At 58.8% G+C, this 23,605-nt stretch carries 19 protein-coding genes and 4 pseudogenes; 10 read left to right on the top strand and 13 right to left on the bottom strand.

Annotated elements, in window-relative coordinates:
- Positions 1-176: 176 nt before the first annotated feature.
- Complete coding sequence (locus tag NKH05_RS13290) at positions 177-1,199, top strand: IS110 family RNA-guided transposase (RefSeq protein ID WP_353025522.1); 1,023 nt, start codon at positions 177-179, stop codon at positions 1,197-1,199.
- A gap of 384 nt (positions 1,200-1,583) precedes the next feature.
- Positions 1,584-2,018 (top strand): annotated as a pseudogene (locus NKH05_RS13295) (transposase); the annotation flags it as partial.
- A gap of 56 nt (positions 2,019-2,074) precedes the next feature.
- On the opposite strand, the pseudogene NKH05_RS13300 reads toward NKH05_RS13295, so the two are convergent.
- From NKH05_RS13300 to NKH05_RS13310, 3 genes and pseudogenes are all read right to left on the bottom strand, one after another.
- A pseudogene (locus NKH05_RS13300) lies at positions 2,075-2,236 on the bottom strand (transposase); the annotation flags it as partial.
- A gap of 603 nt (positions 2,237-2,839) precedes the next feature.
- Positions 2,840-3,538: a thermonuclease family protein gene (locus tag NKH05_RS13305; RefSeq protein WP_353025524.1), complete on the bottom strand. Its 699-nt coding sequence runs from the start codon at positions 3,536-3,538 to the stop codon at positions 2,840-2,842.
- A gap of 123 nt (positions 3,539-3,661) precedes the next feature.
- Positions 3,662-3,934, bottom strand: a complete 273-nt coding sequence (locus NKH05_RS13310; protein WP_023680062.1) for a hypothetical protein — start codon at positions 3,932-3,934, stop codon at positions 3,662-3,664.
- A gap of 558 nt (positions 3,935-4,492) precedes the next feature.
- On the opposite strand from NKH05_RS13310, the pseudogene NKH05_RS13315 reads away from it, so the two are divergent.
- A pseudogene (locus NKH05_RS13315) lies at positions 4,493-4,762 on the top strand (integrase core domain-containing protein); the annotation flags it as partial.
- Between the two features lie 123 nt (positions 4,763-4,885).
- Here the strand turns inward: NKH05_RS13315 and gmd are convergent.
- Complete coding sequence (gene gmd, locus NKH05_RS13320; RefSeq protein ID WP_023718702.1) at positions 4,886-5,956, bottom strand: GDP-mannose 4,6-dehydratase; 1,071 nt, start codon at positions 5,954-5,956, stop codon at positions 4,886-4,888.
- A gap of 141 nt (positions 5,957-6,097) precedes the next feature.
- Positions 6,098-6,398 (bottom strand): annotated as a pseudogene (locus NKH05_RS13325) (nodulation factor ABC transporter ATP-binding protein NodI); the annotation flags it as partial.
- A gap of 1,642 nt (positions 6,399-8,040) precedes the next feature.
- Here NKH05_RS13325 and NKH05_RS13330 point away from each other — a divergent pair.
- A complete protein-coding gene (locus tag NKH05_RS13330) occupies positions 8,041-9,030 on the top strand; it encodes a nodulation protein NodZ (RefSeq protein WP_353025526.1) in 990 nt (329 codons plus the stop codon).
- A gap of 242 nt (positions 9,031-9,272) precedes the next feature.
- Positions 9,273-10,688, top strand: a complete 1,416-nt coding sequence (locus tag NKH05_RS13335) for a mannose-1-phosphate guanylyltransferase/mannose-6-phosphate isomerase (RefSeq protein WP_353025528.1) — start codon at positions 9,273-9,275, stop codon at positions 10,686-10,688.
- Between the two features lie 1,134 nt (positions 10,689-11,822).
- Here the strand turns inward: NKH05_RS13335 and NKH05_RS13340 are convergent.
- Both NKH05_RS13340 and NKH05_RS13345 read right to left on the bottom strand, forming a co-directional pair.
- On the bottom strand, positions 11,823-12,593 hold the full coding sequence (locus NKH05_RS13340) for a DUF3800 domain-containing protein (protein ID WP_353025530.1): 771 nt from the start codon (positions 12,591-12,593) through the stop codon (positions 11,823-11,825).
- 1 nt (position 12,594) lies between these two features.
- Positions 12,595-13,350 (bottom strand): DUF4145 domain-containing protein, encoded by a 756-nt coding sequence (locus NKH05_RS13345; RefSeq protein ID WP_353025531.1) that lies wholly within the window; start codon positions 13,348-13,350, stop codon positions 12,595-12,597.
- 139 nt (positions 13,351-13,489) lie between these two features.
- Between NKH05_RS13345 and NKH05_RS13350 the strand changes: the two genes are divergently transcribed.
- Positions 13,490-14,029: a hypothetical protein gene (locus NKH05_RS13350; protein ID WP_353025533.1), complete on the top strand. Its 540-nt coding sequence runs from the start codon at positions 13,490-13,492 to the stop codon at positions 14,027-14,029.
- Between the two features lie 259 nt (positions 14,030-14,288).
- Here NKH05_RS13350 and NKH05_RS13355 read toward each other — a convergent pair whose 3' ends face one another.
- Genes NKH05_RS13355 through NKH05_RS13365 form a run of 3 tightly spaced genes read right to left on the bottom strand, consistent with a single transcriptional unit; the run spans position 14,289 to position 16,222 of the window.
- Entirely contained in the window at positions 14,289-14,777 is a 489-nt protein-coding gene (locus NKH05_RS13355; protein WP_353025535.1) for a hypothetical protein, read from the bottom strand.
- A gap of 15 nt (positions 14,778-14,792) precedes the next feature.
- Positions 14,793-15,923, bottom strand: coding sequence for a helix-turn-helix domain-containing protein (locus NKH05_RS13360; protein ID WP_353025537.1), 1,131 nt, complete (start codon positions 15,921-15,923; stop codon positions 14,793-14,795).
- A complete protein-coding gene (locus NKH05_RS13365; protein WP_353025539.1) occupies positions 15,920-16,222 on the bottom strand; it encodes a hypothetical protein in 303 nt (100 codons plus the stop codon). The genes NKH05_RS13360 and NKH05_RS13365 overlap by 4 nt, the downstream gene beginning before the upstream one ends.
- A 138-nt stretch (positions 16,223-16,360) precedes the next feature.
- Between NKH05_RS13365 and NKH05_RS13370 the strand changes: the two genes are divergently transcribed.
- The 3 genes from NKH05_RS13370 (at position 16,361) to NKH05_RS13380 (ending at position 19,916) form a co-directional block, all read left to right on the top strand.
- Positions 16,361-16,822 carry a DUF4917 family protein gene (locus tag NKH05_RS13370; RefSeq protein WP_353025541.1) on the top strand — a complete coding sequence of 154 codons (462 nt, stop codon included), beginning with the start codon at positions 16,361-16,363 and terminating at the stop codon, positions 16,820-16,822.
- Positions 16,823-17,252: 430 nt separating this feature from the next.
- Entirely contained in the window at positions 17,253-17,711 is a 459-nt protein-coding gene (locus NKH05_RS13375; RefSeq protein ID WP_352467057.1) for a (2Fe-2S)-binding protein, read from the top strand.
- A gap of 3 nt (positions 17,712-17,714) precedes the next feature.
- Positions 17,715-19,916 (top strand): xanthine dehydrogenase family protein molybdopterin-binding subunit, encoded by a 2,202-nt coding sequence (locus tag NKH05_RS13380; protein ID WP_353025543.1) that lies wholly within the window; start codon positions 17,715-17,717, stop codon positions 19,914-19,916.
- 739 nt (positions 19,917-20,655) lie between these two features.
- On the opposite strand, the gene NKH05_RS13385 is transcribed toward NKH05_RS13380, so the two are convergent.
- From NKH05_RS13385 to NKH05_RS13395, 3 genes are all read right to left on the bottom strand, one after another.
- Positions 20,656-21,813 carry a tyrosine-type recombinase/integrase gene (locus NKH05_RS13385; RefSeq protein ID WP_353025545.1) on the bottom strand — a complete coding sequence of 386 codons (1,158 nt, stop codon included), beginning with the start codon at positions 21,811-21,813 and terminating at the stop codon, positions 20,656-20,658.
- Positions 21,813-22,064, bottom strand: coding sequence for a helix-turn-helix domain-containing protein (locus tag NKH05_RS13390; RefSeq protein ID WP_023718689.1), 252 nt, complete (start codon positions 22,062-22,064; stop codon positions 21,813-21,815). The genes NKH05_RS13385 and NKH05_RS13390 overlap by 1 nt, the downstream gene beginning before the upstream one ends.
- 66 nt (positions 22,065-22,130) lie before the next feature.
- Positions 22,131-22,382 carry a hypothetical protein gene (locus NKH05_RS13395; RefSeq protein ID WP_031193920.1) on the bottom strand — a complete coding sequence of 84 codons (252 nt, stop codon included), beginning with the start codon at positions 22,380-22,382 and terminating at the stop codon, positions 22,131-22,133.
- Between the two features lie 541 nt (positions 22,383-22,923).
- On the opposite strand from NKH05_RS13395, the gene NKH05_RS13400 reads away from it, so the two are divergent.
- A complete protein-coding gene (locus NKH05_RS13400) occupies positions 22,924-23,397 on the top strand; it encodes an SDR family NAD(P)-dependent oxidoreductase (RefSeq protein ID WP_352495920.1) in 474 nt (157 codons plus the stop codon).
- The last annotated feature ends 208 nt before the right edge of the window (positions 23,398-23,605 follow it).

The raw sequence follows: 23,605 nt of genomic DNA on the forward strand, positions 1-23,605 counted from the left end.
GGCGTCCAGTCGTGAGCCCGTATTTCATCTTATCGGGGAACAGCCACCCTCCAAGGCTATGATCGGTTCCAGGGCGCGTCGCTCCCGCGATTACCCCATGTGGACGCCCCCTCGACGGCATCGATGTGCCAGAATGGTGGTGTTTGACAGCCACCGTAAGAGAGGGAGCGTCCACAATGGAAGTTAACACGATCGGGTTGGACCTAGCGAAGAATGTGTTTCAGGCGCATGGAGCCGATGCGGCGGGCGCCATTGTTTTCCGCAAGCAACTGCGACGCGACAAGGTGCTTGCGTTTCTCGCTGGGCAGCCGGCCTGCTTGGTCGCCATGGAGGCCTGTTCTGGGGCGCATCACTGGGCGCGCGAGATCGGCAAGCTCGGGCACACCGTTCGTCTGATCCCGCCATCCTATGTGAAGCCTTTCGTGAAGCGGCAGAAGAACGACGCCGCCGATGCCGAGGCGATCTGCGAGGCCGCGCAGCGGCCGACCATGCGCTTTGTCGCCGTGAAGAGTGAGGAGGAGCAGGCGAGTGCGGCCGTATTCCGGGCTCGTGATCTGCTGGTGCGGCAGCGCACTCAGACGATCAACGCCTTGCGCGGCCATCTCGCAGAATATGGACTGGTCGTTGCCCAGGGCCCTTCTCACACCGCCAAGCTGATGGAAAAGGTAGAGGATCCTGAGGGCGATCTGCGAGAAGCAGCCCGCCTGGCCCTCACCATGCTGGTCGATACGCTGAGATCGCTGGAGGAAAGGATCAAGCAGCTCGATGCCGAGATTGCACGGCGTGCCCGAGAGGATGAAGACGTGCGGCGGTTGGCAACAATCCCCGGCGTTGGTCCGATAACGGCAACGGCTCTGGTTGCACTGGCGCCTTGCGCCGCAATCTTCCGAAAGGGGCGCGACTTCGCCGCTTGGCTGGGCCTGACGCCGCTGCAACGCTCAACCGGCGGTAAACAGAAGCTCGGTGCAACATCGAAGATGGGCGAGCGTACTTTGCGGCGCCTGCTTATCATCGGAGCGAGCGCTGTCGTGCGGCATGCTCGTCGGCGAGGCATTCGGGAAGGATCGTGGCTTGGGCGCATGCTCGCCCGCAAGCCGCCAATGCTTGTGGTCGTCGCTCTTGCCAACAAGATGGCCCGCATCGTCTGGGCGCTCATGGCAAGAGGTGGGACCTACAGGGCTCCGGCCGTGGCAGCATAGCAGCTCGGTCTGAGGTCGTCGCAGGTGTAGGAAGGTCACACGGAGAGGTATGGCGCGACAGTCGATGAGAGACGGATCGGAAAAACCAGTTCAGCACAGAGCGCTTCGAGCGCGCGGTAGTGATATGGATCCGATCGGCGAACTCCCATACGGGCCGGCGGCAAATGGAAGGCCGCATCAGAGGCCGGACAGATGTCAGCACCCGACTACGCGCCGCTATACTGCCTTTTCGAAGATTCTTCTTGCGCTCACGGGGGCGTCCACAGATGTGCTGAAGGTTCTGCAAAAAGTTTTGGAGAGAGGACGGCGCTTGCTCTGAGGGGCGAGCGGCCATGGCACGGTGGTGACGTTGCGATCACCGATTCCCGTGGAAGGGGAAGTGCCATGACCAATCGAGACGTTAGACTGAGCAGAGGCGAGTTGAAAGCGTTGCTGTTGTCGGATGAGGACGGCTTTCGCCAGGCATTGCAGAGTGTCGTGCAGGAGGTTCTTGAAGCCGAGATGACGGAGGCGATCGGGGCCGAGAAAGGCGAGCGGACGGCGGAGCGGACGAGTTACCGGTCCGGCTATTACGAGCGCAAGCTGGTGACGCGGGTCGGGGTGCTGGAGCTTCGCGTTTCGCAGGATCGGGCTGGCCGGTTCTCGACGGAGTTGTTTGAGCGCTACCAGCGTTCGGAGAAGGCATTGGTGTCGGCGCTGGTCGAGATGTACGTGCAGGGCGTCTCGACCCGCAAGGTGAAGGCGGTGACGGAGGAATTGTGCGGCCACTCTTTCTCGGCCTCGACGGTGAGCGAGGCGACGATGCGGCTGGATGAGGCGACCGCTAACCCCAAGGTTCGTGGAATTTTGCGAGCCACTTTCTTTGACAAGTGGCTCACGCCCAGAACCTGGCGCCGGCCCTCCCAATCCACGCCGATCGCCACCAGCACCGCCTGGCTGGCGATCACGCCCGCCTCGCGAGCCCGTCCATAGCGCGCGTCCAAGATGAGATACGGATAGCTTTCCTCGAGCCGCCGTCTGAAGAACGCCTTGAGCGCAATGCGCCTGCCCTCTCCATCCCCATAAAGACAGTTTCGAAAGTGATGCCTGCAAGAATCAGGAGGAAGACCAAGATTATGGGCTTCCAGAGCCAAGACGCGCTGAAAAGCAGTGTAGCTATCGGTATCTTGGTGAGCTCCGCGATTGCCACCATGAGAAAGGGTGCACTGGCGAGCGTCAAGTCCATTGCAGTGACAGACTCGCTTGCAGAAAACGCTTGTACACCTAATGCTACACCTGTCGTAAGACCAATCGCTGCGGCCGCAATCTCTAGGGCCCAGGCACCACGGTAGGTCCACTGGCCATAGCTTGCCAGCTTTTGACTCATCACAGTCTGCATTTTACTCGCCCCCCGACAGGGCAACATCACGCCTTGATCGCCTGTCAGCATACACTGAAAAATAACTATGTTAACGATTTTGAAAGTCTTAGTTAAGGCGTCTTCTCTCTATTGCCGCAACAACTTTTTCTGCCCTTCAGATATAGAATACCTCGTCAAAAAATGGGTCTAGCAGACCGCGCCGCCCATGCATGGTCTTCGTTGGATCGGTGTAAGCGGAAAGCCGAACAGGCCGTAGCGCGCTTACTCCGTTACATTTTAGCTAGCAGAGTGTTTCGCATGCGATCCCATCCTTGTCGCGATCGAGTTTTCCGCCCCATGAGCAGTTTTGCAGGTACCAGTTGGCTTCGTCGCAGGAACCGATCTGCTTGCACGTTCTCCGCGGCTCGCAAGAATAGCCGCTCTGCGCGACCAGCTTACGGCTGATGATGCCCAGCGGGCGACTCGACGGCGCCGCGGCGTCGGCGTGCGCAGCGCGCCATTCCCAGGGTGCCTGAAACGTCCCGGCCCACAGGCCGATCTTTGAGGCTTGGGCTTGCGCCTGCTGCCCCGCATAGGCGCCCTGGCTGTAGTTAGGCCAATCCAGCGCCTGGCCGTGCTTGACCATCCAGGCGGCCACGCCCGCGCCGTCGGCGCGCCGACAATCGCCGACAAAGCGGTGGTAGCGGTCCCACGTCACGAATGTGCATTCGAGCGGCCTCGACGCGGCCAGGAAAGTGTCCAGCGCTTCGGCCGATCGCCGGCCGCAAGGATACTCGGCGCCATTCGCATCGCGGCACAGCTGCCGGCTCTCTGGCGCGTCGATGCCGTTGAAGCGGACGCGCTGGCCGTGGATTTCGATCGTATCGCCGTCAATGACGGAAGCGACACCGGTAAGCGAGGCGGGCGCCGCCCTTCGTGGGCTGGCCTTTGATGCATCGTCGCTACGTTGCGCGCCCGACGGCGCCAGGAAGGCGGCCACCGCCGCCGCTGCCGTAAGACCGAGCATTGCCGGCACGCTCGCAAGTTGGCGCCGCCACAGCTTGGCACCGGTGGGTCTCTGCCACCGATTGGATCGATATTTGCGGTATGGCCTGCTCATCCGCTACGCCGACCAGCCCGGCCATGCGCTGTCGACCATGGGCAGGCCGGCGCAATAGTAATCGTCAAGGAACCGCCCGGTGGACCGGTCGCGGCAGCGCCAGATAACGCTGTAGTTCTGGCCATAGAATTGGTCCCACGCGACGCCATAGGTTTGTGGTGGCGGTGGCCGGTAATATGTTCCGCCTCCATAGCCGTTGTTGGCAGCGACACCCACAGCTGCGCCGCCGACAGCCGCGATCGCTATGCCTGTCGCGACAGCATTGTCGGTTTGCACAAGCCTGGTGCACCTCTCTGCTGTTGCGCCCCTGCGCACTAGAAGGGCCGCTACCCTGCTACGATACTGTTCGTCCGTGCTGCTGGCGAGAACGTGACATAGCGCAACGGTATTCATTGCCGTGAGATCGCTGTCCGACACGACAGCGCTCGTAGAGCAGCCGCTGACGCACAGGGCTGCACTTGCGATGAGTGCTCCAATTTTCATGTGAATCCCCCAAACAAATATTGGGGCGAGTCCGACCTAGAAGTCCAGAGTTTTGTTTTTCACTTTGCTACGATTCACAGCATGCTGCGGCTAGCTGGCATCCACTGCAACCAACCCTTCCGCCGGTCGTTGACTGATGCTGGGTTGATCTCAGCCACTCCAGAACTTGCCCGCTGGCTCAAACCGGCGGGCTTTTTTTCCGCGACGCCGGAAGGCTCTATCTCGCCGTATGTTGTGGTACATCGGCACGCCGTCATCGGGCCGTGCCGTTGACCGAGGTGGTCCCTCCGCCATGGTCGGCCGGCGCAGCCTTGACCGTCCGCGCGGGCCATCCCAATCAAGCCCGCTGGCTCCGGCCCCCTTCGGGATGAACTCCTCAACGAGACGCGGTTCACGTCCCTGGCCCAGGCCCGCGCGAGGCTCAATGTATGGCGCGCCGATTACAACGGCGCGCGTCCGCACTCGCACATCGGATGGCAGACACCCAACGAATGTGCATCGACCTTCAACCCGCGACGGTCGCTCGCGCTGCGCAACGTGAAACGCTCCGCGCCAGCACCCGTCGCGTCCACCGGCCATCAGGGCAAATCCACCCCCGGAAACGAACTCACGACTGGATAAAATTGGGGGAAACGTCAGGGCGGCCATAACTTTGCAGTCTTCAGACGCGAGGCGGCCTACAACAGCGCTGCCCACCATGCTTGTGGCCCGCGACCCACACGGCTTTTCCCTTCAGATCGTACATTATGCTTCCTTCATGATTACCGATGTCTGCATGACCTTGAGGTCTTCCCGCACCATTTCCGCGGCGAGCTCGCGCACGGATGTCTCATGCACCCAGCCGAGCTTCTCCTTCGCCTTGGTGGCATCGCCCAGGAGAAGATCGACTTCCGTGGGGCGGAAGTAGCGTGGGTCTACCTGGACTAGGCATCTGCCGGTCTCGACATCATAGCCCTTTTCGTCGACTCCCTCACCACGCCATTCGAGCTCGACGCCAACATCTTCGAAAACCCATTCGACGAATTGGCGGACAGGGGTCGTCTTGCCCGTCGCCAGCACGTAATCATCCGGTTGATCCTGCTGCATCATCATCCACATACCACGCACGTACTCACGCGCATGGCCCCAATCGCGTTGAGCATCCAGATTGCCGAGATAAAGCTTGTCCTGCTTGCCGAGGTAGATAGCAGCGGCGGCGCGGGTGATCTTGCGCGTCACAAAAGTTTCGCCGCGCAGTGGGCTTTCATGATTGAAGAGAATGCCGTTGGAAGCATGGATACCATAGGCCTCGCGATAGTTGACCACGATCCAGTAGGCGTAGAGCTTGGCGGCGGCGTAAGGGCTGCGCGGATAAAAGGGCGTTGTTTCGTTCTGCGGTACGGATTGCACGAGGCCGTAGAGCTCTGAAGTCGAGGCCTGATAGAAGCGGGTCTTGTCCTTCAGACCGAGGAGGCGGATCGCCTCAAGAAGTCGCAATGTTCCGATACCGTCGGCGTTTGCTGTGTATTCCGGCGTTTCGAACGACACCTGGACATGGCTCTGAGCGGCCAAGTTGTAAATCTCGTCTGGCTGGGATTCCTGAACTACTCGGATGAGATTAGTCGCATCAGTGAGGTCACCGTAATGCAAAATTAGGCGCGGATCGGGATCGTGCGGGTCTTGGTAGATGTCTTCGATGCGACCCGTGTTGAAGGAAGAGGAACGTCGCTTAATCCCATGAACGACGTAGCCTTTTTCCAGCAGAAGACGGGTAAGATAGGCACCATCCTGTCCCGTTATGCCCGTAACCAGAGCAACTTTCCTGTTCTCGCCCATTTTCTTCCTGCTCTATTATAGTTGAAGTTTCGACTCCGGCTCGCCACACCGCCAGCAAACTGCGGCCCGCCCCATACCCTATGGTAGGATTTCGACAGATGCGGCGCGGAGCTCGTCATTGACAGTGTCAGCCAGCGAGCACACCTGCTCCTGCTTGGAGGCATAGCAAAACAGAGTCTCGCCGCTAACCTGCCTAAGTCGCACATGCGGCCTGAGTGCCGAACTCAGCTCACGGGGTGAGCGACATAGATTTCAGTCACGTCGCACCCGATTTGCTCATCAATCAGCGAGTGAGGACGCACGTCCGTTCTCAAGCACGCAGGTCGGTTGCATAGCCGCTCCGCTTCTTCCACGAAGTGGGTGGCCAGTAGAATCGTCTTGCCCTGCGCCACAGGGCACGTAGCCATTCCCAGATAAAATGGCGGGCATGTGGGTCCAAGCCGACAACTCCACCTTACCGCTCTCTTGCGCTAACCAAGTAATCTTAATCATTGCCGGCTTCAGCGTCTTCTAATGGAAATTGTTTTGATCAGTGAAATCGATTGTTTGGATGAGGTGCATCCATAAAATGGATTGTTTGACAGGGCAGCGCGGCACATCGGCGGCACAAAGTCGTGGGCGCGAGGTTTCGCTCCGCGCGAAGACAAAGTTCGTGGCAGTCGGGGGGCTTTGGGCGAACCGCACATTTGAGACGGCGGCGAAAAGCCGGGTAGGGCATTTCGTATTGACCTCCAAGGAATTTCGGGCGCGCTAGCCCGAAAACGGTAGCTGGGCTTCAACGATGGGGGGACGAGGCGACCATCAAACTGTGTTTCATACTGTAGGCGATCGCAGTGCGGCGAATTTGAACGGCCGCCTTTGCCAGCCCTCGCCATCGCATCCGGCTACAGGTGCCGAAGATCTTCTCGATCCGAGTACAAATTCTGTGGATCGGTTGGTTCCAGGCGTCGAGCTTTCGGCCTCGTCGCGCCCCCACAGCGGTTGCGACGATGCGCGGCCTTCCACCCTTGGCGCGCACCGCGTCGCCGAGATGATTGCCTCGGTAGGCGCTGTCGGCAAACACTTCGCCGGGATTGTCGGGCAGAGCATCAGGAACGGCGTTGCCGTCCTCGGTGTGGGCGCCGTGACGGCGATCTCCTCGACAAGGGCCGTATCGGCGTAGGCACCGACATGGGCTTTGAAGCATTGAAACGCTGGTCGGCCCTTGTGCTTGACCCAATCGCCCTCTTCATCGTCTTCGCTGGCCGAGGCGATGATCGCCGCATCGACAGGCGTGCCGGTCTTCACCTGGATCGCTGAGCTGGCGGGTGATCTCGGCGAACAACAGGGTCATGAACCTCAACGGCCTTGAAAACGGACGAAAGCGGGTTCGCACAGGTGTCGGCTCCGACACCGAGAACCCGCAGAACCGTCGGAACGATCCTCCACATGGCTGCAGACGCCAAAATTCCTCTCTCGGCCGTCGTCGCACAGCATCGCGTGCCAGTCGCTCAGTCCGGCCGGATCGAAAGCTATCCGGTCGACACGAGTTGCGCCATGTTGGCGCACTTGAAAGCGTCAGAGGGCGCCGTCGCATCTTTCGCTGGGACCGGAAGCGTGATGGCCATAAATGACGCGGATGGCCTGCGCCTCACATTCGACGGCTGGCGGGTTCTGCACATCCGTCCTTCAGGAAACGCCCCGCAAATGGCATGTTACGTTGAGGCAGTTAAGAATTGGACTTGAAAAAGGGAGTTTGTGGACTGCCTCGACCGGCTGTTTCGCTTAGCAAAGCGCGGCCCCACGTCAGTAGAGGCTCATGGTCAAGGAACGCCTTAGTATCCATCACATGGATGGGCCACATTCACGCAATCAATTTTACACATGTCGCCTGGCGCATTAGAGAACGCTGAATTTAAACCGGAAGCGAGTGTACCCGGCGTTAAGATTTGCGAGCGTCACAGAGATAAGGATAGGCAGTGCTGAGGGAGCTCTTCTGCCCCACGCGCAGCCTCTACCAAATCGCCCGGCGTAACGGTCGACTAGTATCGATTAAGAGATCCCAAGCCAGATGCAACCTCGTCTCTGAAACGAGATTTCCGAAAATGCAGGTCAGTGGATTGGTAAAGCGCAGGTTCGTCGTCTCTCAGAGGCGTACGGGGTTCGGTGATTGTCTGTGGTCGCTGGCGGCCGCTTGGCGCTACGCTCAGCGGTCGGGACGAACGCTAGCCGTCGACTGGCGCGGGTCCTGCTATCTCGACCAACCCTTCACAAACGCCTTTCCGGTGTTCTTCGAACCGATCAATGACATCGCTGGCGTACCGGCTATTTGCGACGACCGGATAAACGACTTTTCCTTCCCGGGTCCATTCTTCCCGGAGTGGTGGAATAGGCCAGCGATCGACTGCCTTTACCGCCCAGATGAGCAGATTTTCCAAGAGCGCGACGAGTTGGGCGAGCTCTTTCAGGCCGAACAGGATGTCGAAGCGAACACAGTAGTGTGTGACGCTTGCTTGATGTGGCGCTGCGATGAGGATGCCGAGCGGCAGGTCTTCCAGAGTGTCAAGCCTCGGTCTGAAATTCAAACACGCATAGATGCCATTTACCAAGAATGTTTTGAGGGGCACAGCATCATCGGGGTTCATGTTCGACATGGTAACGGTGAAGACATCATGGAGCATGCGCCCTACTGGGCCGATCCGGAGTTCGCCGTTCGACAAGTGTGCACTGCGGTTGATAAGGCTAAAGCGTTGCCGCACCCCAAGCCTGTGCGGCTGTTCTTGTGCACGGACAGCGCGCAAATCCTGGATCACCTGTCGGCCAGGTTTCCCGATCTTCTCACCGTCCCCAAGCATTTCCGATCCGATCAAGACGGCCCCTTACACACTGCAGCACTTGGAATGGACGGCGCAATTTCCGCCCTCGTTGAGATGTATCTTCTCGGGCGCTGCGATACCGTAATTCGGTTTCCTCCGACGAGCGCCTTTACACGATATGCACGCCTTTTCGTACCACGCGTAATTGAGTTCGATCTGAAGGAGCCAAGTCGTTTGATTTTGATAGAAGACAGCCAAAGAATTTCTGGTCTCAGTTAAGACCCGCCACCTGCACAATTCGGCGGATGCAACCAACAGGCATAGTTGAATGTCCATTTCTCATCGAGGCCATGGAAGCGTCGTACGATACCGATAGCGTCGTCATCTGAGGCCGTTCGGCAACGCGCCAGAACTTCGCTGTTACTCGGAGCCCCCAGACGAAGCCAGAGCGACGGCGATCGTGACGCTAACGCTCGAAAGGGCGCGGGCAATCACTCCAGAGACGAAATCGAGGTTGTTATATGAAAGTGGTTCCCGTCATCATCAGCGGCGGAGCCGGATCGCGGCTATGGCCCGCCTCAAGGCAATCGCACCCTAAACCTTTCCTCAAAGTGGCAGACGGGCATTCACTGATGCAGCACACTGTGTTGCGCGTCGGTTCGATAAACGGCGTAGTGGAACTCGTCGCCGTGACATCTGGGGAACACCTCTTCCTTACTAAGGACGAGTTCGACGAACTAGATTCCGTGGTCCTGCCACGCACCTTTCTGCTCGAGCCTGAAGGTCGGGATACGGCCGCAGCCGTTGCGGCAGCCGCCATCCATGCCAAGGCAACGCAAGGCCCTGACGCGATTCTATGCGTCTTCCCAGCCGATCACATGGTTGGCAACCTGCCTGCATTTTTAGACGTCATGTGCCGGGCCATCGAACATGCGAAGCTCGGGCGGATCGCCACATTGGGCATCACCCCAACCAGACCGGACACGGCATTCGGCTATATCGAAGCGGATGGTGAGAAAGTCGTCCGTTTCGTTGAAAAACCGGATCTGGACACAGCCAAAGCCTATGTCGCGTCCAAGCGCTTCTTCTGGAACGCCGGCATTTTCTGCTTTAGCGCACAAACCATGCTCGACGAGATGGCATCGCATTGCCCCGCGGTGATCCAGGCCGTCTCCGACAGCTACGAGAACGGCCGCTTCAGTCAAGGCGAAGGCTTTGCCAAAATCGAACTCGCGCCTGAGCATTTCGGCTCCGCCCCGCGAATCTCCCTCGACCACGCTGTCATGGAGAAGACGAACAAACTTGCCGTGGTTGCCTGCGACATGGATTGGAATGACATCGGATCCTGGAACGCAATGGCCGATTTGATCGCCCCCGACGAAAGCGGGAACAGGATACGCGGCGATGTGCATATGGTCGACACGACCGGCAGCTATGTGAGCTCCGACAAGCGCGTCATCGGCACGGTCGGTGTCAGCGATCTGGTAATCGTCGATTCCCCGGACGCTTTGCTTGTCGCATCCCGCGACCGCGTTCAGGACGTCAAGAAGCTGTTCGAGGGCCTCAAGGCTTCAGGACATGAAGCTCACCTGGTCCACAGCACGGTACACCGGCCGTGGGGTACCTACACGGTTCTTGAGGAAGGCGAGCGCTTCAAGATCAAACGCATCGAGGTGAAGCCCGGTCGGCGGCTGAGCCTGCAGATGCACTATCATCGTTCGGAGCACTGGGTCGTGGTCAGCGGCTCCGCGAAAATCGTCAATGGCGAGCAGGAGTTGTTCCTGGCGACAAACGAATCAGCCTACATCCCCTGCGGCCATAAGCATCGGCTGGAGAACCCAGGCAGAATTGACCTGGTGATCATTGAAGTGCAGAGCGGCGATTATCTCGGCGAGGATGATATCGTTCGCTTCGACGACGTATATGGTCGAACGTAGATTTCACCCGCGCATGACGAGAACGGTCAACGTGTCGCTGACTAATTACCACTAGGAAGGCCGTCTGCCCACTCAGGACCGGATGCTTGTGGAATCGGGAATTGACCAAGGCAGCGGCGAATGACCGCAATCGGCATCAGGGGTGGGACAAATCAACCGGAAAAGACCGGAGAGCATAGTAACGCAACACAGTACCACTGTCGAATAAGCCTTTGATATTTCTGACTTTCCAAGCAAGCTCAGGGCCCACCAAAATATATCAATGGCATATGGCCGACTTCGCTCTGAAGTGGGCCAAATCGACCTCGCTATCCCCGCAGCACTCAGTTTGATTGTTTTCGCATAAAAACGAGCAAGGACAGGGGGAGGGCGATCTTGTGCTGGCTTCTATGTCCAATCTTGCTCCTGTTCGTCGTCAGGTTGTGTGCAGCCACATAGCGCGGCTATCGCGAGGCTGGAAGGCCTTCGATCGATAGGTGCGGCGAACGGCGGCAACGAGGTGCGAATACGATGGCTGAGCGTATGATCGAGAATACCGCAGCTGCGGTCTAGCGCGAAATGCAGCGTCTGTGACTCATCGGTCATTGCAGCGGCGATGAACCGGAAATCATGACCCTAAGCCGCCCTTCATCAGCCCATTTCGCTGCCCGATAGGCGACGTTCACCGCAACCAGCGTTCCTGACCCTAGGCAGACATTCGCAGCCTGATTTTGCTCCCGGATAGCGGACGTTCGCCGGAACCGGTATTCATGACCCGCAGCAGACCTATGTTCCGCGTGTCGCCAATGCTCGCTTTGCGCCTCAATTCCAGCCGTTAGCTCGTCGCTCTCTGACTCCTGTAAGCTGACAGTCTGCTGGCCCGATAAGGAGGTCGGTGCCGAGGTAACATCAAGGACTACGGCAGGCGCTTCGGATGCCGCTTCGGCTACGAAGAAAAGGAGGACTTCATGGTCTCAGCCTCCGAATCGGAGTCGGGTTCGTCACGGTCTGCATCAGTGGCTCGATGGCGAAAGGCCGCGAGCGGATACCGGCAACGAGATTCAGACGATCTTCCCCGCTCCGGACAACGAGCCGCTGCCGCAAAAGAATCAGAGAAAGCTGCAGCGGCGTCCAATGGCTAACGGCCGCCATTTCCTAGCGTGGCCAATACGGCTCGCTAATCGCGGCCAGCTCCGGCAGAGAATCCCGCATCTGGTCGGCGCTGACGAAACCGCCATAGGGCGGAACACGCTTGAGCCTTTGAACCACAGCGCCCGTAAGCACGGACGCCTCCCCGCCCTCTACGACATGCCGAACTGACCAGGCTAGTAGGTCGGCCGCTTGAAGCGGAAGCTGGCGCTTGTCCGAGCCGAACGAAGGCTGCTGAACGAGAAGTTGCACCTGCTCAGGTGCGAGCGCCTGTTTCAGCACTTCCCACCAACTCACCGCATCCTCTCCGAGCAAGCCTTGGTCGTCGAAAATGAACTCGACGGTTGTTCCGCTGATATCCAGGGAGCGCTTACCCAATTCGCGGATGAAGTTGACCGTTAGAACGACTACCTGGTTGTAGAGCAGAAAGTAGGGGCTATCGAGTTCGCGCCACGGCGACGCCCCTTTGATATGAGCGTCGAAGTCCTGCTTGTAGACCATCGCCGATATACGCGCGACCGCGTGCTTTTCGGCAACTTCCGCCAGCTCGAAAACTTTCTGATCGCGCAGCGCAGCCGGCCAACGTTCGAACTGCCCGCGTAGCGATATGGCCTCGCTCATCTTGAAGTAGTCGATGGCAGGCTCTTTCGCGAGCGCCTGTTGCCACTCAGCGCTGAACCGCGCCCAGCTTACATCGGGCGCGAGAAAGCCACCGAGGACGTATAGGCCGTCTCCGCCGTGGCTTCCGCTGTCGTCAAAATAGCCTTGCAGCAACATTCTAGGCCTTGATGCGCTTAGGCTTACCCCGTCTGGCAACCAGGTCCCGGCCTCGCCTTGCGAGGTCTTTCTTGTAGTGACTGCCGTAAAGGTCCTGCAGCGCTAACTGCATCAGCTCAAACGCAGTCAGGACGTCATCCCTGGCAACCTCTCCGGAATGACTCCCATGGTTCCCGACCCAACGCAGGGCATCCAGAACCTCTTTGTGTCCGGCGTTGGTTTGCGAGTATAGCTCGATACGTTTGGCGAACGTCAGAGGAACCCGCTTGCCCGTTCGGTTGTACTGCTTAACCCCTTGATCGTTTAGCGCCCGCTCGGCCGCTACACGCAGTTTGTTGGCTGTGGCCCCCAAGTCGGCCCAGAACAGGCTGAAACTCTGCTGAAGCGCTTCTCTGACCGCTTCTGGGGTATTGTCGGGCACTTCGCAAAGGGAAGGACCCGGATACATGAAGGTCGGCCGGAGTCGCCTTTCTGCAAAAGTACCGTTCGGTTTGTGAACTTCCTCAGCCTGGTAGGTCCCAACCGCCGACACGATTTCACCGCAGGTTCGCACGCCGCACTTCAGCACAAGGGTGAACCGACCCCGGTCCTCGTCGGGCGAGTAACCCCCACCTTCCGGGGCAGCGTAAAGAGGTCTTATCGCGGTCAAGCCGTTTTCGATCATGTTAAGATTGCCGCGACCACACGTTGGGCAGTGAAAGGGAGGGATTTCGTCTTCGAGAAAACTCACGCGCCAAAGATTTCTTATTTCTGCCACCCGAACCTCCTAAAGCCGACGGCATTCATACCGCGACCGTCAGATCTGTGACAACTGCCCTCTCACTCGAAGAGACATGTCCGCGTGACTGCCCGCATTTCGCCTCCCACGCTCGCCTCGCGATGCGACGAAACTCCTCATGGCAGGCGAAGCAGAGCGGGATGACGGTGGTGTGCGGCGCCTTCAACTCCATATCGAGTCCCACGTGCTTACCCTGCGACTGTCTGAGGGCGCCGAGAATGATGTGCAGGTGGTATTCGGGATCGTATCCAAAGCACTGCAGAATATCGAAGACCTGCCCGTAATCCCCCGTGAAATCGAGGACATTCTGACGATCTCGACGGCCGAACGGCACCGCTGGCTGAAAGATGGTCGCTTGCAGAGCGCCGGGACGAAAACGGTGAAACTCCGCGGGCGGGCAAGGAACATCACCTTTCACGTGTTCGACCCGCAGCACGTGGAGGATGTGCGTGATCGCGACCTGGTTACGGTCTGGCGCGAACAGGACGCAGCGACAGCTGCAGACAATAGGCGGCGAGCCGCGGGAAAGGCCGCTATGAAACGTGCTCAAAGAAGCGGTCGCGGAACTGCAGCTTCAGTTGGCCATGGCCCCGATGAGAACTCGCACTCCAGTTTGCGCGGCTGGGAAGATTTTGAGAATGACGGACTCCTGCACTGATAGGCCGGGCGCACAATCAGGTTAGGACGTTTGCCTGCGCCGTGCGAGATGCGCAAGGAGGGTTCAAACGCATCGCGTTCAGGACCCTCCTCGCAGGCACACCGCCCTTGCGCGCCATCTCGACACCCCAATGCATGTGGTCGAGCTCGCGGATCGAATGAGCGTCCGGATTGATGCTGAAGATGCAGCCCTCGTTCGTTCGGGTTCGCGGCCTAGCCATCTCGGGACGGCTGATTGTGGGATTCGCCGGTCAGGCGGCTTACGCAGCCTCTTCGTCTCCAGTATCCTGCAGCACAGCGGCTTCCATCTCAGCAACGTCATCCGTGAAGTCGATGATCATCTGAATGGGCTCTTCGTCCGGATGCTCGTCATTGAAGTGGTCGACGTCCTGCTTGATTTGGAAACAGTCGTCCGCGATCGATTTACGACGCTGACCGAAAGACTTTTCTAAGAAGGAGCGTGGCGCCGTGTCGATATCAGCCCACAGGCTCAGCTGCTGGCCTTCGATCCAGGTACGGATCGAATGTTTGGCGCGATACTTGCGCCCTTTCTCATCGACACGCTTCTCCTGGCGCAGGCTGTCCGCCAAAGCGTCGCGACAGATTTTCACGATGTCGCGCGGGGCGGGCCTGTAAAGCCCGCGCTCGATCGCCCAGGCCGCGACCTCATCCAGCGAAACGGGGTCCGTACTTACTTCCTCGGTATAGCGTCCGAAGATCGCCTGCATCTGTTCGCTGAAGGTCGCCACGTGTAGATCCTATCCCTAAAGCTGTGCTTCGGCCACATTGCCCCAGCCATCGGCGATGGCCTCCTTGAGCAGATGCCTGCGGACCGAAACCTGATACTTGCGCAGATAATCGAAGCGTTTCATTCGCTTCTGGAGCTGGCCAACCACGATCGCGGGGTGGACGGCCATTAGCGCCGCGAAGCCGACAACGTCGCGCTCCGAGAAATAGGGATGCTTGCGGGCATAGAAGGATGACATCTTCGCTGACGGGACGCAGAAGTCGGCGGCCGCAGTGTTGGCAACAGTCTCTTCGTCCGCCGCTCCGTTTGCATCATTGGCGCTCTCGCCCGTCAGGTGATCGAGCATTCCGATCGATTGTTTGCCATGACCCTGCAGCACATGCTCGATCTCATGCCGTAGAACGAACCAGAAGTTGTCGAGCCTATCGTACAGCGTAGACATACCGATCACGGGGGACGCATCGTCAAGCCAGGTACAGACCCCATCAATCTTGGCGTTGGGCAGAACCTCGACGACGACAAAGCGTACTCCGCAGCCCGCCAAAAGGCTTGGCACCGAGGCGACCGCCTCGGGATCGACCATCAAGCTGCGCAATTTGGGCAGAAGTGCACGGAGCTCTTCGGTCGAAAAAGTTTCGACCTCCATCTGTCTGGCAAGCTGGCGTACTCGAAACACCCACGCGAGTTGATGCGGCGGCGCAGCATCATAATGCGTGCGCTTCGCAGCGAATGCGATGTCACCCAGCCTATCGTCATTGGCTGCTTCGAAGAAGCGAGACATTTGGAGCTGGAGCAGGGATGCTTCGCCGTCCTGAATCCAACCGCGCCGGATCATGTCGCGTACGGGGAAATGAGCCTGCAGCCCGGCCCGAGTCTTCACCGCCGGATCCGGCTCCTTGGAATTCTGCAGGTCATAACGTCCCTGAAGGCTCAAGAAGAACTCCGGCGACGTATTGAACGTGTCGCCGAGCAGGCGCGCCATATCGGGGGTGATGCCACGCTTGCCGGACAAGAGCGGATTGAGCTGCTGCTCGGTCTGGCCAAGAATGAAGGCGAGATCGCGCTGCGACCATCCACGCGCTTCCAGTTCCATCTTGATGAACGTGCCCGGTGGCTCGATGGCCACCTGATTGCTGTTCCCCGTCATGCCACCCCGCGCAGATGCTCTGCCATTGCTGTCACGACCACCGTCATGATGCTGTTCTTTTCTATGATTTTGACCACTATCGACCATTGCGGCGAGAGCACCACGAAGTGCTCCGCCGATCCAGCGCGTGGCTTCAATCCAAGACTCTTCCAGTTGTGCAGCGTGCGCGCGTCGGGCGCTGCTCGCATGATGCTAAGGCGTTGACGCGCGGTCTGGATGACGGCGACGGGCAAGCGGGTGTCCGCTGCGGCTTCCGTCTCAATCAGCGCCAGGCGCGGGTCTGCGAAGTCGATGTCCATTGGCCTATTACTTAGCCAATAATTCCGCCTTGTCAACGCGACTTAACGCAAGTAGTTAAGTTACACTCAGCTGGCTACCTGTTTATTGGCGCACGTAGATGGCGGCGCAATGGCGATGAAAACAGGCAGAACCCGCTGATGACATTCGAAGCCGCGATCGCCGACTCCGCGACATGGGCTAGGCGCCATTTGCTTCTGGGCAATGGCTTCAGCATCGCCTGCGCGGATGACGGCTTCGGAAATGATGAGGATGATCCCAACGCGGAATACGTGGTGCGGCAGGGTGAGGTCGGCGCGCATGACGCCCGCTCCACTTCCTCCATGCGCCTTGCACTTTTCGACCCAGGGTCTGAACTCAAGAAATACACTTGGGTGCGAAAGGGCGTCCCTCTTGTGGAGCAGGCGCGCGAGGCGATCAATGGCAACGCCTATCCGCTGTTCGTGGCGGAAGGGACCAGCGCCCAGAAGAAGGCGAAGATCCGTCACAATGCCTACCTGTACCAAGGCTTCAAGCAGTTCACCGCGAATGTGAAGACCGCCAGTCATTGCTTCTTCATTTTCGGCCATTCGCTCGCTACGAATGACGACCACATTCCTTAACCGCGTAGCGCGTGGCAAGTTTCGCAAGCTCTGTGTTGGCATCTATGGTGAACCAGCATCCGCGGATAACCAGCGGATCATGAACCACGCGAACGAGCTAGCGGTGCAGCGCAACGAAAAATCGCCGCTTGATGTCGTCTTTTATGATGCTGCTACAGTTCATCTCTGGGGTTTAGGCTTAGAAGCGGAATGACTGCCAACCAGGTCATCGAGCCGGAAACTGACCGGCCGGTCGGCCCAAAAATGACATTCAGTTGCCTCTAGCCTTTCGACACGAGCCACTTCACGATCTCGCGATTGCGAGCTAGCGGCTTGTTGCTCGAGCTGCGCGATCCTAGTCTGTGGTCGCTATGCCTCAGCAAGAAGAGTCCGGTTTCTAGCCGGGCGGAGGCGCAACGAGATAGCCAGCTCAGGACAAGGAGAGCAAGCCATGGTCGCTTTTACCCTCAATGGCGAGGCGCGAACACTCGACGTCGATCCAGAGATGCCGCTGCTCTGGGCGATCCGTGACGGCATCGGACTCACAGGAACGAAATTCGGTTGCGGCCTTGCCCAGTGCGGCGCTTGCACGGTTCACGTTAACGGCATGCCGACGCGCTCGTGCCAGACCGCAGTCGGCGACATCGAAGGAGCCTCGATCACCACCATTGAGGGCGTGTCGGGCAAGATCGGCGAAACGGTCCAGGCCGTGTGGGCCGAGTTCGACGTACCTCAATGCGGCTATTGCCAGTCTGGCCAGATCATGTCGGCCGTGGCCCTCCTGACAGAGACGCCGAAGCCGACGGACGATGATATTGATTCGGCGATGAGCGGCAATCTCTGCCGCTGCGCCACCTATCATCGCATCCGCGCGGCCATCCACGAGACCGCCAACCGGCTGGAGACTTGAGGCATGTTGCAGTTTCTCCCGAAGCATAATGCCGTGGGGCCCACGCGCCGCCAGTTCCTCCTCGGCACGGCCGTCACCACCGCGGGCCTCGCCGTGGGCTACCGGCTAATGATGGCCGCGCCCGCCAACGCACAAACGACGCCTGCAGCGGTCCAGGCGAACCCCTTCCAGACCTATGTCGAGATCACACCGGAGAACCGAATCGTCATCCACTCGTCGCAGTTCGAGATGGGACAAGGCTCCTATTTCGGCATCGCCACCCTGGTTATGGAAGAGCTCGACGGCGCCTGGGCGCAGGTCCACGTGGTCGGCGGATATGGCAATACCGCGCTCTACGGCAATCTCGCCTGGGGCGGGGCCGCGCAGGGAACCGGTGGCTCCACGTCGATGAGCTCGTCGTGGGAGCGCTATCGCAAGGCCGGTGCTGCCGCACGGGCCATGCTGGTGGCGGCCGCGGCGCAGCGGTGGGACGTGCCAGCCGGCGAGATCACAGTCGCTTCCGGGGTCGTGTCGCACGCCTCAGGGATGCAGGCGCGCTTCGGTGACCTGGCTGAAGCCGCAGCGGGAATGCCGGTTCCCGACGACGTGCCGCTAAAGCCGCGCGACAAGTGGGCCCAGATCGGATCGGACAGCCTCAAGCGCTACGATTCCGCCGGCAAGACCAATGGCGCGCAGACCTACACGATCGACCTCAAGATGGATGGACTCAATACGGCCGTTATGATCCATCCGCCGAAGTTCGGCGCTGAGATCGAGAGCTTCTACGCCTCCAAGGCCAAGGCACTCGACGGCATTGTCGATGTCGTCCAGACGCCGCGCGGCATTGCCGTGGTCGGCAGGGACATGTGGACGGCGCTCAAGGGCCGCGATCTCGTGGAGGTGACCTGGAACGAAGAGAAGGCCGAAAGGCGCGGCACGGCCGAGATCATGGCCGAATACACTAAGGCAGCAGACGATCCCGGCGCGGCCACCGCGCGGGACGACGGTAACACTCCCGCAGCGTTGGCCAGTGCTGAGAAAGTCATCCAAGGGCACTACGAATTCCCCTATCTTGTCCATGCTTCGATCGAGCCACTCAACGCGGCCGCCCGAATCAACGAAGACGGCACCATCGACGTCTGGGGCGGACACCAGATGCCCGACCTTTATCAGGCGGCTGCCGCTCAAGTAGGCGGCACCACGCCGGACAAGGTGAGGCTGCACGTGATGAAGACCGGCGGCAGCTTCGGCCGCCGAGCGGTCTCGGACGCAGATCTCATTATCGAAGCTGTTTCCACAGCGCGTGCACTGGGACCCGGCAAGCCAGTGAAGGTGCAGTGGACCCGCGAGAACGACATGCGGGGTGGGCGGTACCGGCCGGCCTATGTGCACGCAGTCGAGGCGGGGCTCGACAAGGAAGGCAATGTCGTCGCTCTCCATGACCACATCGTGGGCCAATCGATCGCGGGCGGTTCGCCCTTTGCGGCGATGATCGAGAACGGCATCGATCCGACCTCCGTAGAGGGCGCCACCAACCTGCCCTATGCGATCCCGAACCTGAAGGTCGAGCTGACCACCACGGACGTGAACATCCCAGTGCTGTGGTGGCGTTCGGTAGGCTCCACCCACACCGCTTACGCAATGGAAACCCTGATCGATGAGCTCGCCGCCGCTGCGAACCGTGATCCGGTCGACTTCCGCTTGTCGATGCTCGGTCACCATCCACGGCATGCCGGCGTGCTGAAATTGGCTGCTGAGAAGGCAGGCTGGGACAAGCCTCTGCCGGAAGGCCGTTTCCGCGGCGTGGCCCTGCATGAAAGCCTCTCGACTTATGTCGCCGAGGTGGTCGAGATCACCTTCAACGATGGAAATGATTTCAAAGTCGACCGCGTCGTCTGCGCGGTAGATTGCGGCACCGCGATAAATCCTGACCAGATCCGCGCTCAGATGGAGGGCGGTATCGGCTTCGGGCTAGGCGCGATCCTCCAGGAGGAGCTGACCCTAACGGGCGGTGTCGTAGACCAAGAGAACTACGACACCTATATGCCGCTCAGGATCGAGCAGATGCCGCGCGTAGAGGTGCACATTGTGCCGTCCGACGAGCCGCCCACGGGCGTTGGCGAGCCGGGTGTGCCGCCGATCGGCCCGGCCGTCGCCAACGCGCTACGGGCGGCGACGGGCAAGACGATCCGCAAGCTGCCGATCATAAAGAACTTGTCAGCATAGCCGGGAATGACACCATGAAAACGGCCGCGATGAAGATCGCGGTCGTAGGTCGTTTTTGAACGCCTCCTGACATGCGATCACCTCCATTCGATCAATTCCGGCGGCTGCCCGGTCCAATATCCGGTTTAGAGACGGTAACCCATGTTCTGAACGACCGCAGACGGTCGTTGGTGCTGGTAGCACTGAAGAACCGCTTTCGAGACGCAAATGCCGCACGCAAATGTCTCGAAAGGGTCACGCTAGAGACTTTTGTACCACCTAGTTGCATGTCTGCTATCGCTTTCTGGGCGCGAGAAGCGGCCGGTCCTCTGAGGGCCCCATAACAGGACATTGATGTCTTCGCGCTGAGCGTCAGCAGTTGGCTCTACCGCGACCTTTCTCAGGAAGGCTGCACACCGACGCGATCTTCCTTTCGCCTTGCGCAAACCTCCCTTCCGAGTGAGGCGTTCAGTGCGTCGGCTTGGTGGACTGAGGCACTTCTGAGTGGGACAACAACATTGAAAAACATTGGAAAAGATTTGAATGCTCTGAAGTCCCACTGATCTCTTACCAATTGATTTTTATGGCTTTCTGAATACCCTCCGGGCCCACCATAACCATTGATTTTATTGAGGAAAATACGCCTCGGCCCAAAACGTTTTGGGCCTATTATGGGCCCAAAAAAGGGCGGCCGATGTGCCACCCTCCGCTTGGTCGGGTTGATTCACTCATTTGATGACGCGCAGAGGTATCCGTTGCTTCATGGCGTCGCGTTTGGCTTCCCGCTCGTTGATGGGCGGGCGATATCGACAGCCATCCGTTTCTTATTGGCCTCTCGCACATAGTGGTCTGTTACCGTCATTGAAGAATGCCCCATCGCCTCCATGATAGCGCGGGCTTGGATGTTGCATTCGGCGAGATACGTGCCGAAGGTACGGCGCAGCCCGTGCAGGGTGTAGCCCTCCGGGATGCCGGCCTGCTTGTTCCAATGTGCCATCATGCCAGTGAGGCTCTTTTTGGAGAACGGACGCCCATAGGCGTGCTTCAATACCGTCCCACCCTTAGAGCGATCTAATGGCACTAAAGCTTGCGCCAGCTTGTCCACAACAGGGATGAACATCTCGCGCCCGCCATGACGGTTGCGATTTTTCTGCTGTCGGAAGTCGAAGGCTTCGATTGTTTCCAAGGAGCCATCGAACAATTCGATCTCCTCGAGGACCAAATCGTCCCATTCCAGTGAGGCGATATCGCCGCGTCGGTTCCCGAGCCAGAAACCGAGCGCATAGCAGGTGCGCGGCGCTGATCCGATTGGATGGTGCGCCTCGAACTTTTCACGAATGGCGATCGGCCAGGCGGGATTGGCAGTCGATTTTGGAATGCGGACACGGATCGACAGCGAGGGATCGTCCTGCGGCTTGATCCATTTCTCAACTTCGATCGCCACCCATAGGAGCTTCTTGATTGCCACCAGCAGGTGCTTGGCAACCGTCCGGTTGGTGGCAAAGACACTTTCGATAATCGCACGCAAATGGTCGGCATCGAGATGTTCCACCGGCGTGTTGCGCCAAGTCAGCGGATAGGCAGGATCGACCTGCATCCGAAGGAAGCGTTCAATAAGCCGGGCATTCTTCTGCTGCGTCGCTTCGTCGAAGTCCAGCCATTCCATCGTCGCTTCAAGTCGGCGCGCAGCATGACCAAATGTCTTTGGCAACGCCAGACCGGGCAAGTCAATGATGACGGCCTTTTGACCTTGGCCTTGCGTTGCCTGTTCATAGGCGGCTTCGAACTCAGGATCGCCTGGTCTGCCAGGAAGCCGAATTTCGGGCATTCCTTTGCCGCGATAGCGATAGACGAGCTTTCCGTTCTTGATGCGCGACGAAACGCCGGGGTAGCGGACATCTTTGAATGATCTGGCCATTAGATCTCACTTTGAGTTTTCCGCTGCCGTTGCTTCACAGGCGAGGAATCCTCCAGCATTGCCTGAAGCGAAAGGGTCTTGCTTTCTATAGCAACGCGCAGAAGTACCGGGTAAGGGAAGCCACGACCTTGCTCTATACCTTCAAGAGTGCGTTTCGGTATTCCCAAGACGTTGGCTGCACTCTCGGCGGTGAATCCTCCCTTCGCCCGCCAGGCTTTCACTTCTCGCGCGAGCTTTTCATTGTCGTTCACATCATCTCATCCGCTCAGGCGGTGACTGTACTACGCCTGCAGCGTATACGCAATGTGCGTAGTTGCTTATCTCCTTGTCGGCTCTCGTTTGCTCCGCTCCAATAGTTGTTGCAGACCATTGTCTTTGTCTGGCAGGGCGGAGAAAGCGATATCGAGCGCCACACGATCCCAGATCGCGCGACTGTTGACGTGCTTAGGCCTCGGCATGCGGCCGTCAGCAACCATATCGTCGAATAGTGTCGATCCGACACCGACATAGCGCGCTGCTTCCTCACGAGAGAGGCCGCGGGGTGGGTACGAAAGCGTGTCACTCTTCATAGACGCGGCCTCGACAACGTCGGCATCGAAACAGCACAACGATATCAAATCCAGACGGTTGACTGTTTCGACAAGCCTCAGTCCCGATAAACGGGGCCATATTGCAGTCGGCACAACAAATCCACATCCCGCACCATCCGGTAATGAAGAGATCGTGTTGCCCTAGATAAGAGATGTTGCGTGGTGCGGAAGCTGCCTCGCCGGCTCGTTCGGGAAAGGCGAGTAGCGACCTGCAAATCGGACAGGGTAAGATGCGGCAGAATGTTCCGGTGCAGATGTCGGGGGTTCAAGTCGCTAGACCGCTACATCGCGACACCCACTATCGAGGATGCCTTCTTCTACTATTGGCGTCACGCCACTTAGCCGCAAGTCCCGATTCTTGAGGACCAGGAGTTTTGGCCTAAGCCTGGTGCCTTTGAAGCGCTCACCCACGCAGAAAGCATATTGGAAAGTAGAGGTAAGTAATAAAGCTGATAATTTCACAAAAGTGATGCCAGGATTATATATTGTTTGCACTGATTGATAATGCAATGCTGGCATTCTGTCGAACCACAAAATGGCAGATACCTCGATCGAGGAATGGCGAAGGGTCAACATAGTCAACGTAGAAGCCGCATTCCTTCTCGCCCAGATATTTCTTCCAGGGATGCGCTCGAAACGGTGGGGTCGGGTGATCAATATCTCCTCCTATGCCGCCAAAAGCGGAGGCTTGACCGCAGGGACGGCGTATTCAGTTTCGAAGAGCGCGATGATCGGGCTGACCTTTTCAATTGCCCGCGAGACCGCTGGCCAGGGCGTGACCTCGAATGCAATTGCGCCCGCCTACGTAATGTCGCCGATGGTTTCCGAACAGCTCAACGACGAACAGCGCGCGGCCCAGCTTGCTCAAATCCCGGTCGGGAGATTTTGCGAACCTCAAGAAGTCGCCCACACCGTTTCATTCCTCGCGTCTCCTCTAGTCGGTTTCATCACGGGCGAGGTTATCGATATGAACGGTGGTCTCCATTTCGATTGAGCTGCATACAATGGAAAATCGTCTTTCTCACGCCAATTTGGCGCTCGCATCAGCCGGTGTCCAAATTCCTCGGTACGATCGACGGAGTGTGACGCCCGGAATCGTGCATCTCGGTATCGGCAACTGGCACAGGGCCCATCAGGCAATCTATACGGATGATTGCCTGGCCGCGGGACAACTCGATTGGGGCATGATTGCAGCCTGCTCC

Source organism: Mesorhizobium sp. M1399 (assembly GCF_040317735.1).
In the GTDB taxonomy this organism is placed as follows: Bacteria; Pseudomonadota; Alphaproteobacteria; order Rhizobiales; family Rhizobiaceae; genus Mesorhizobium.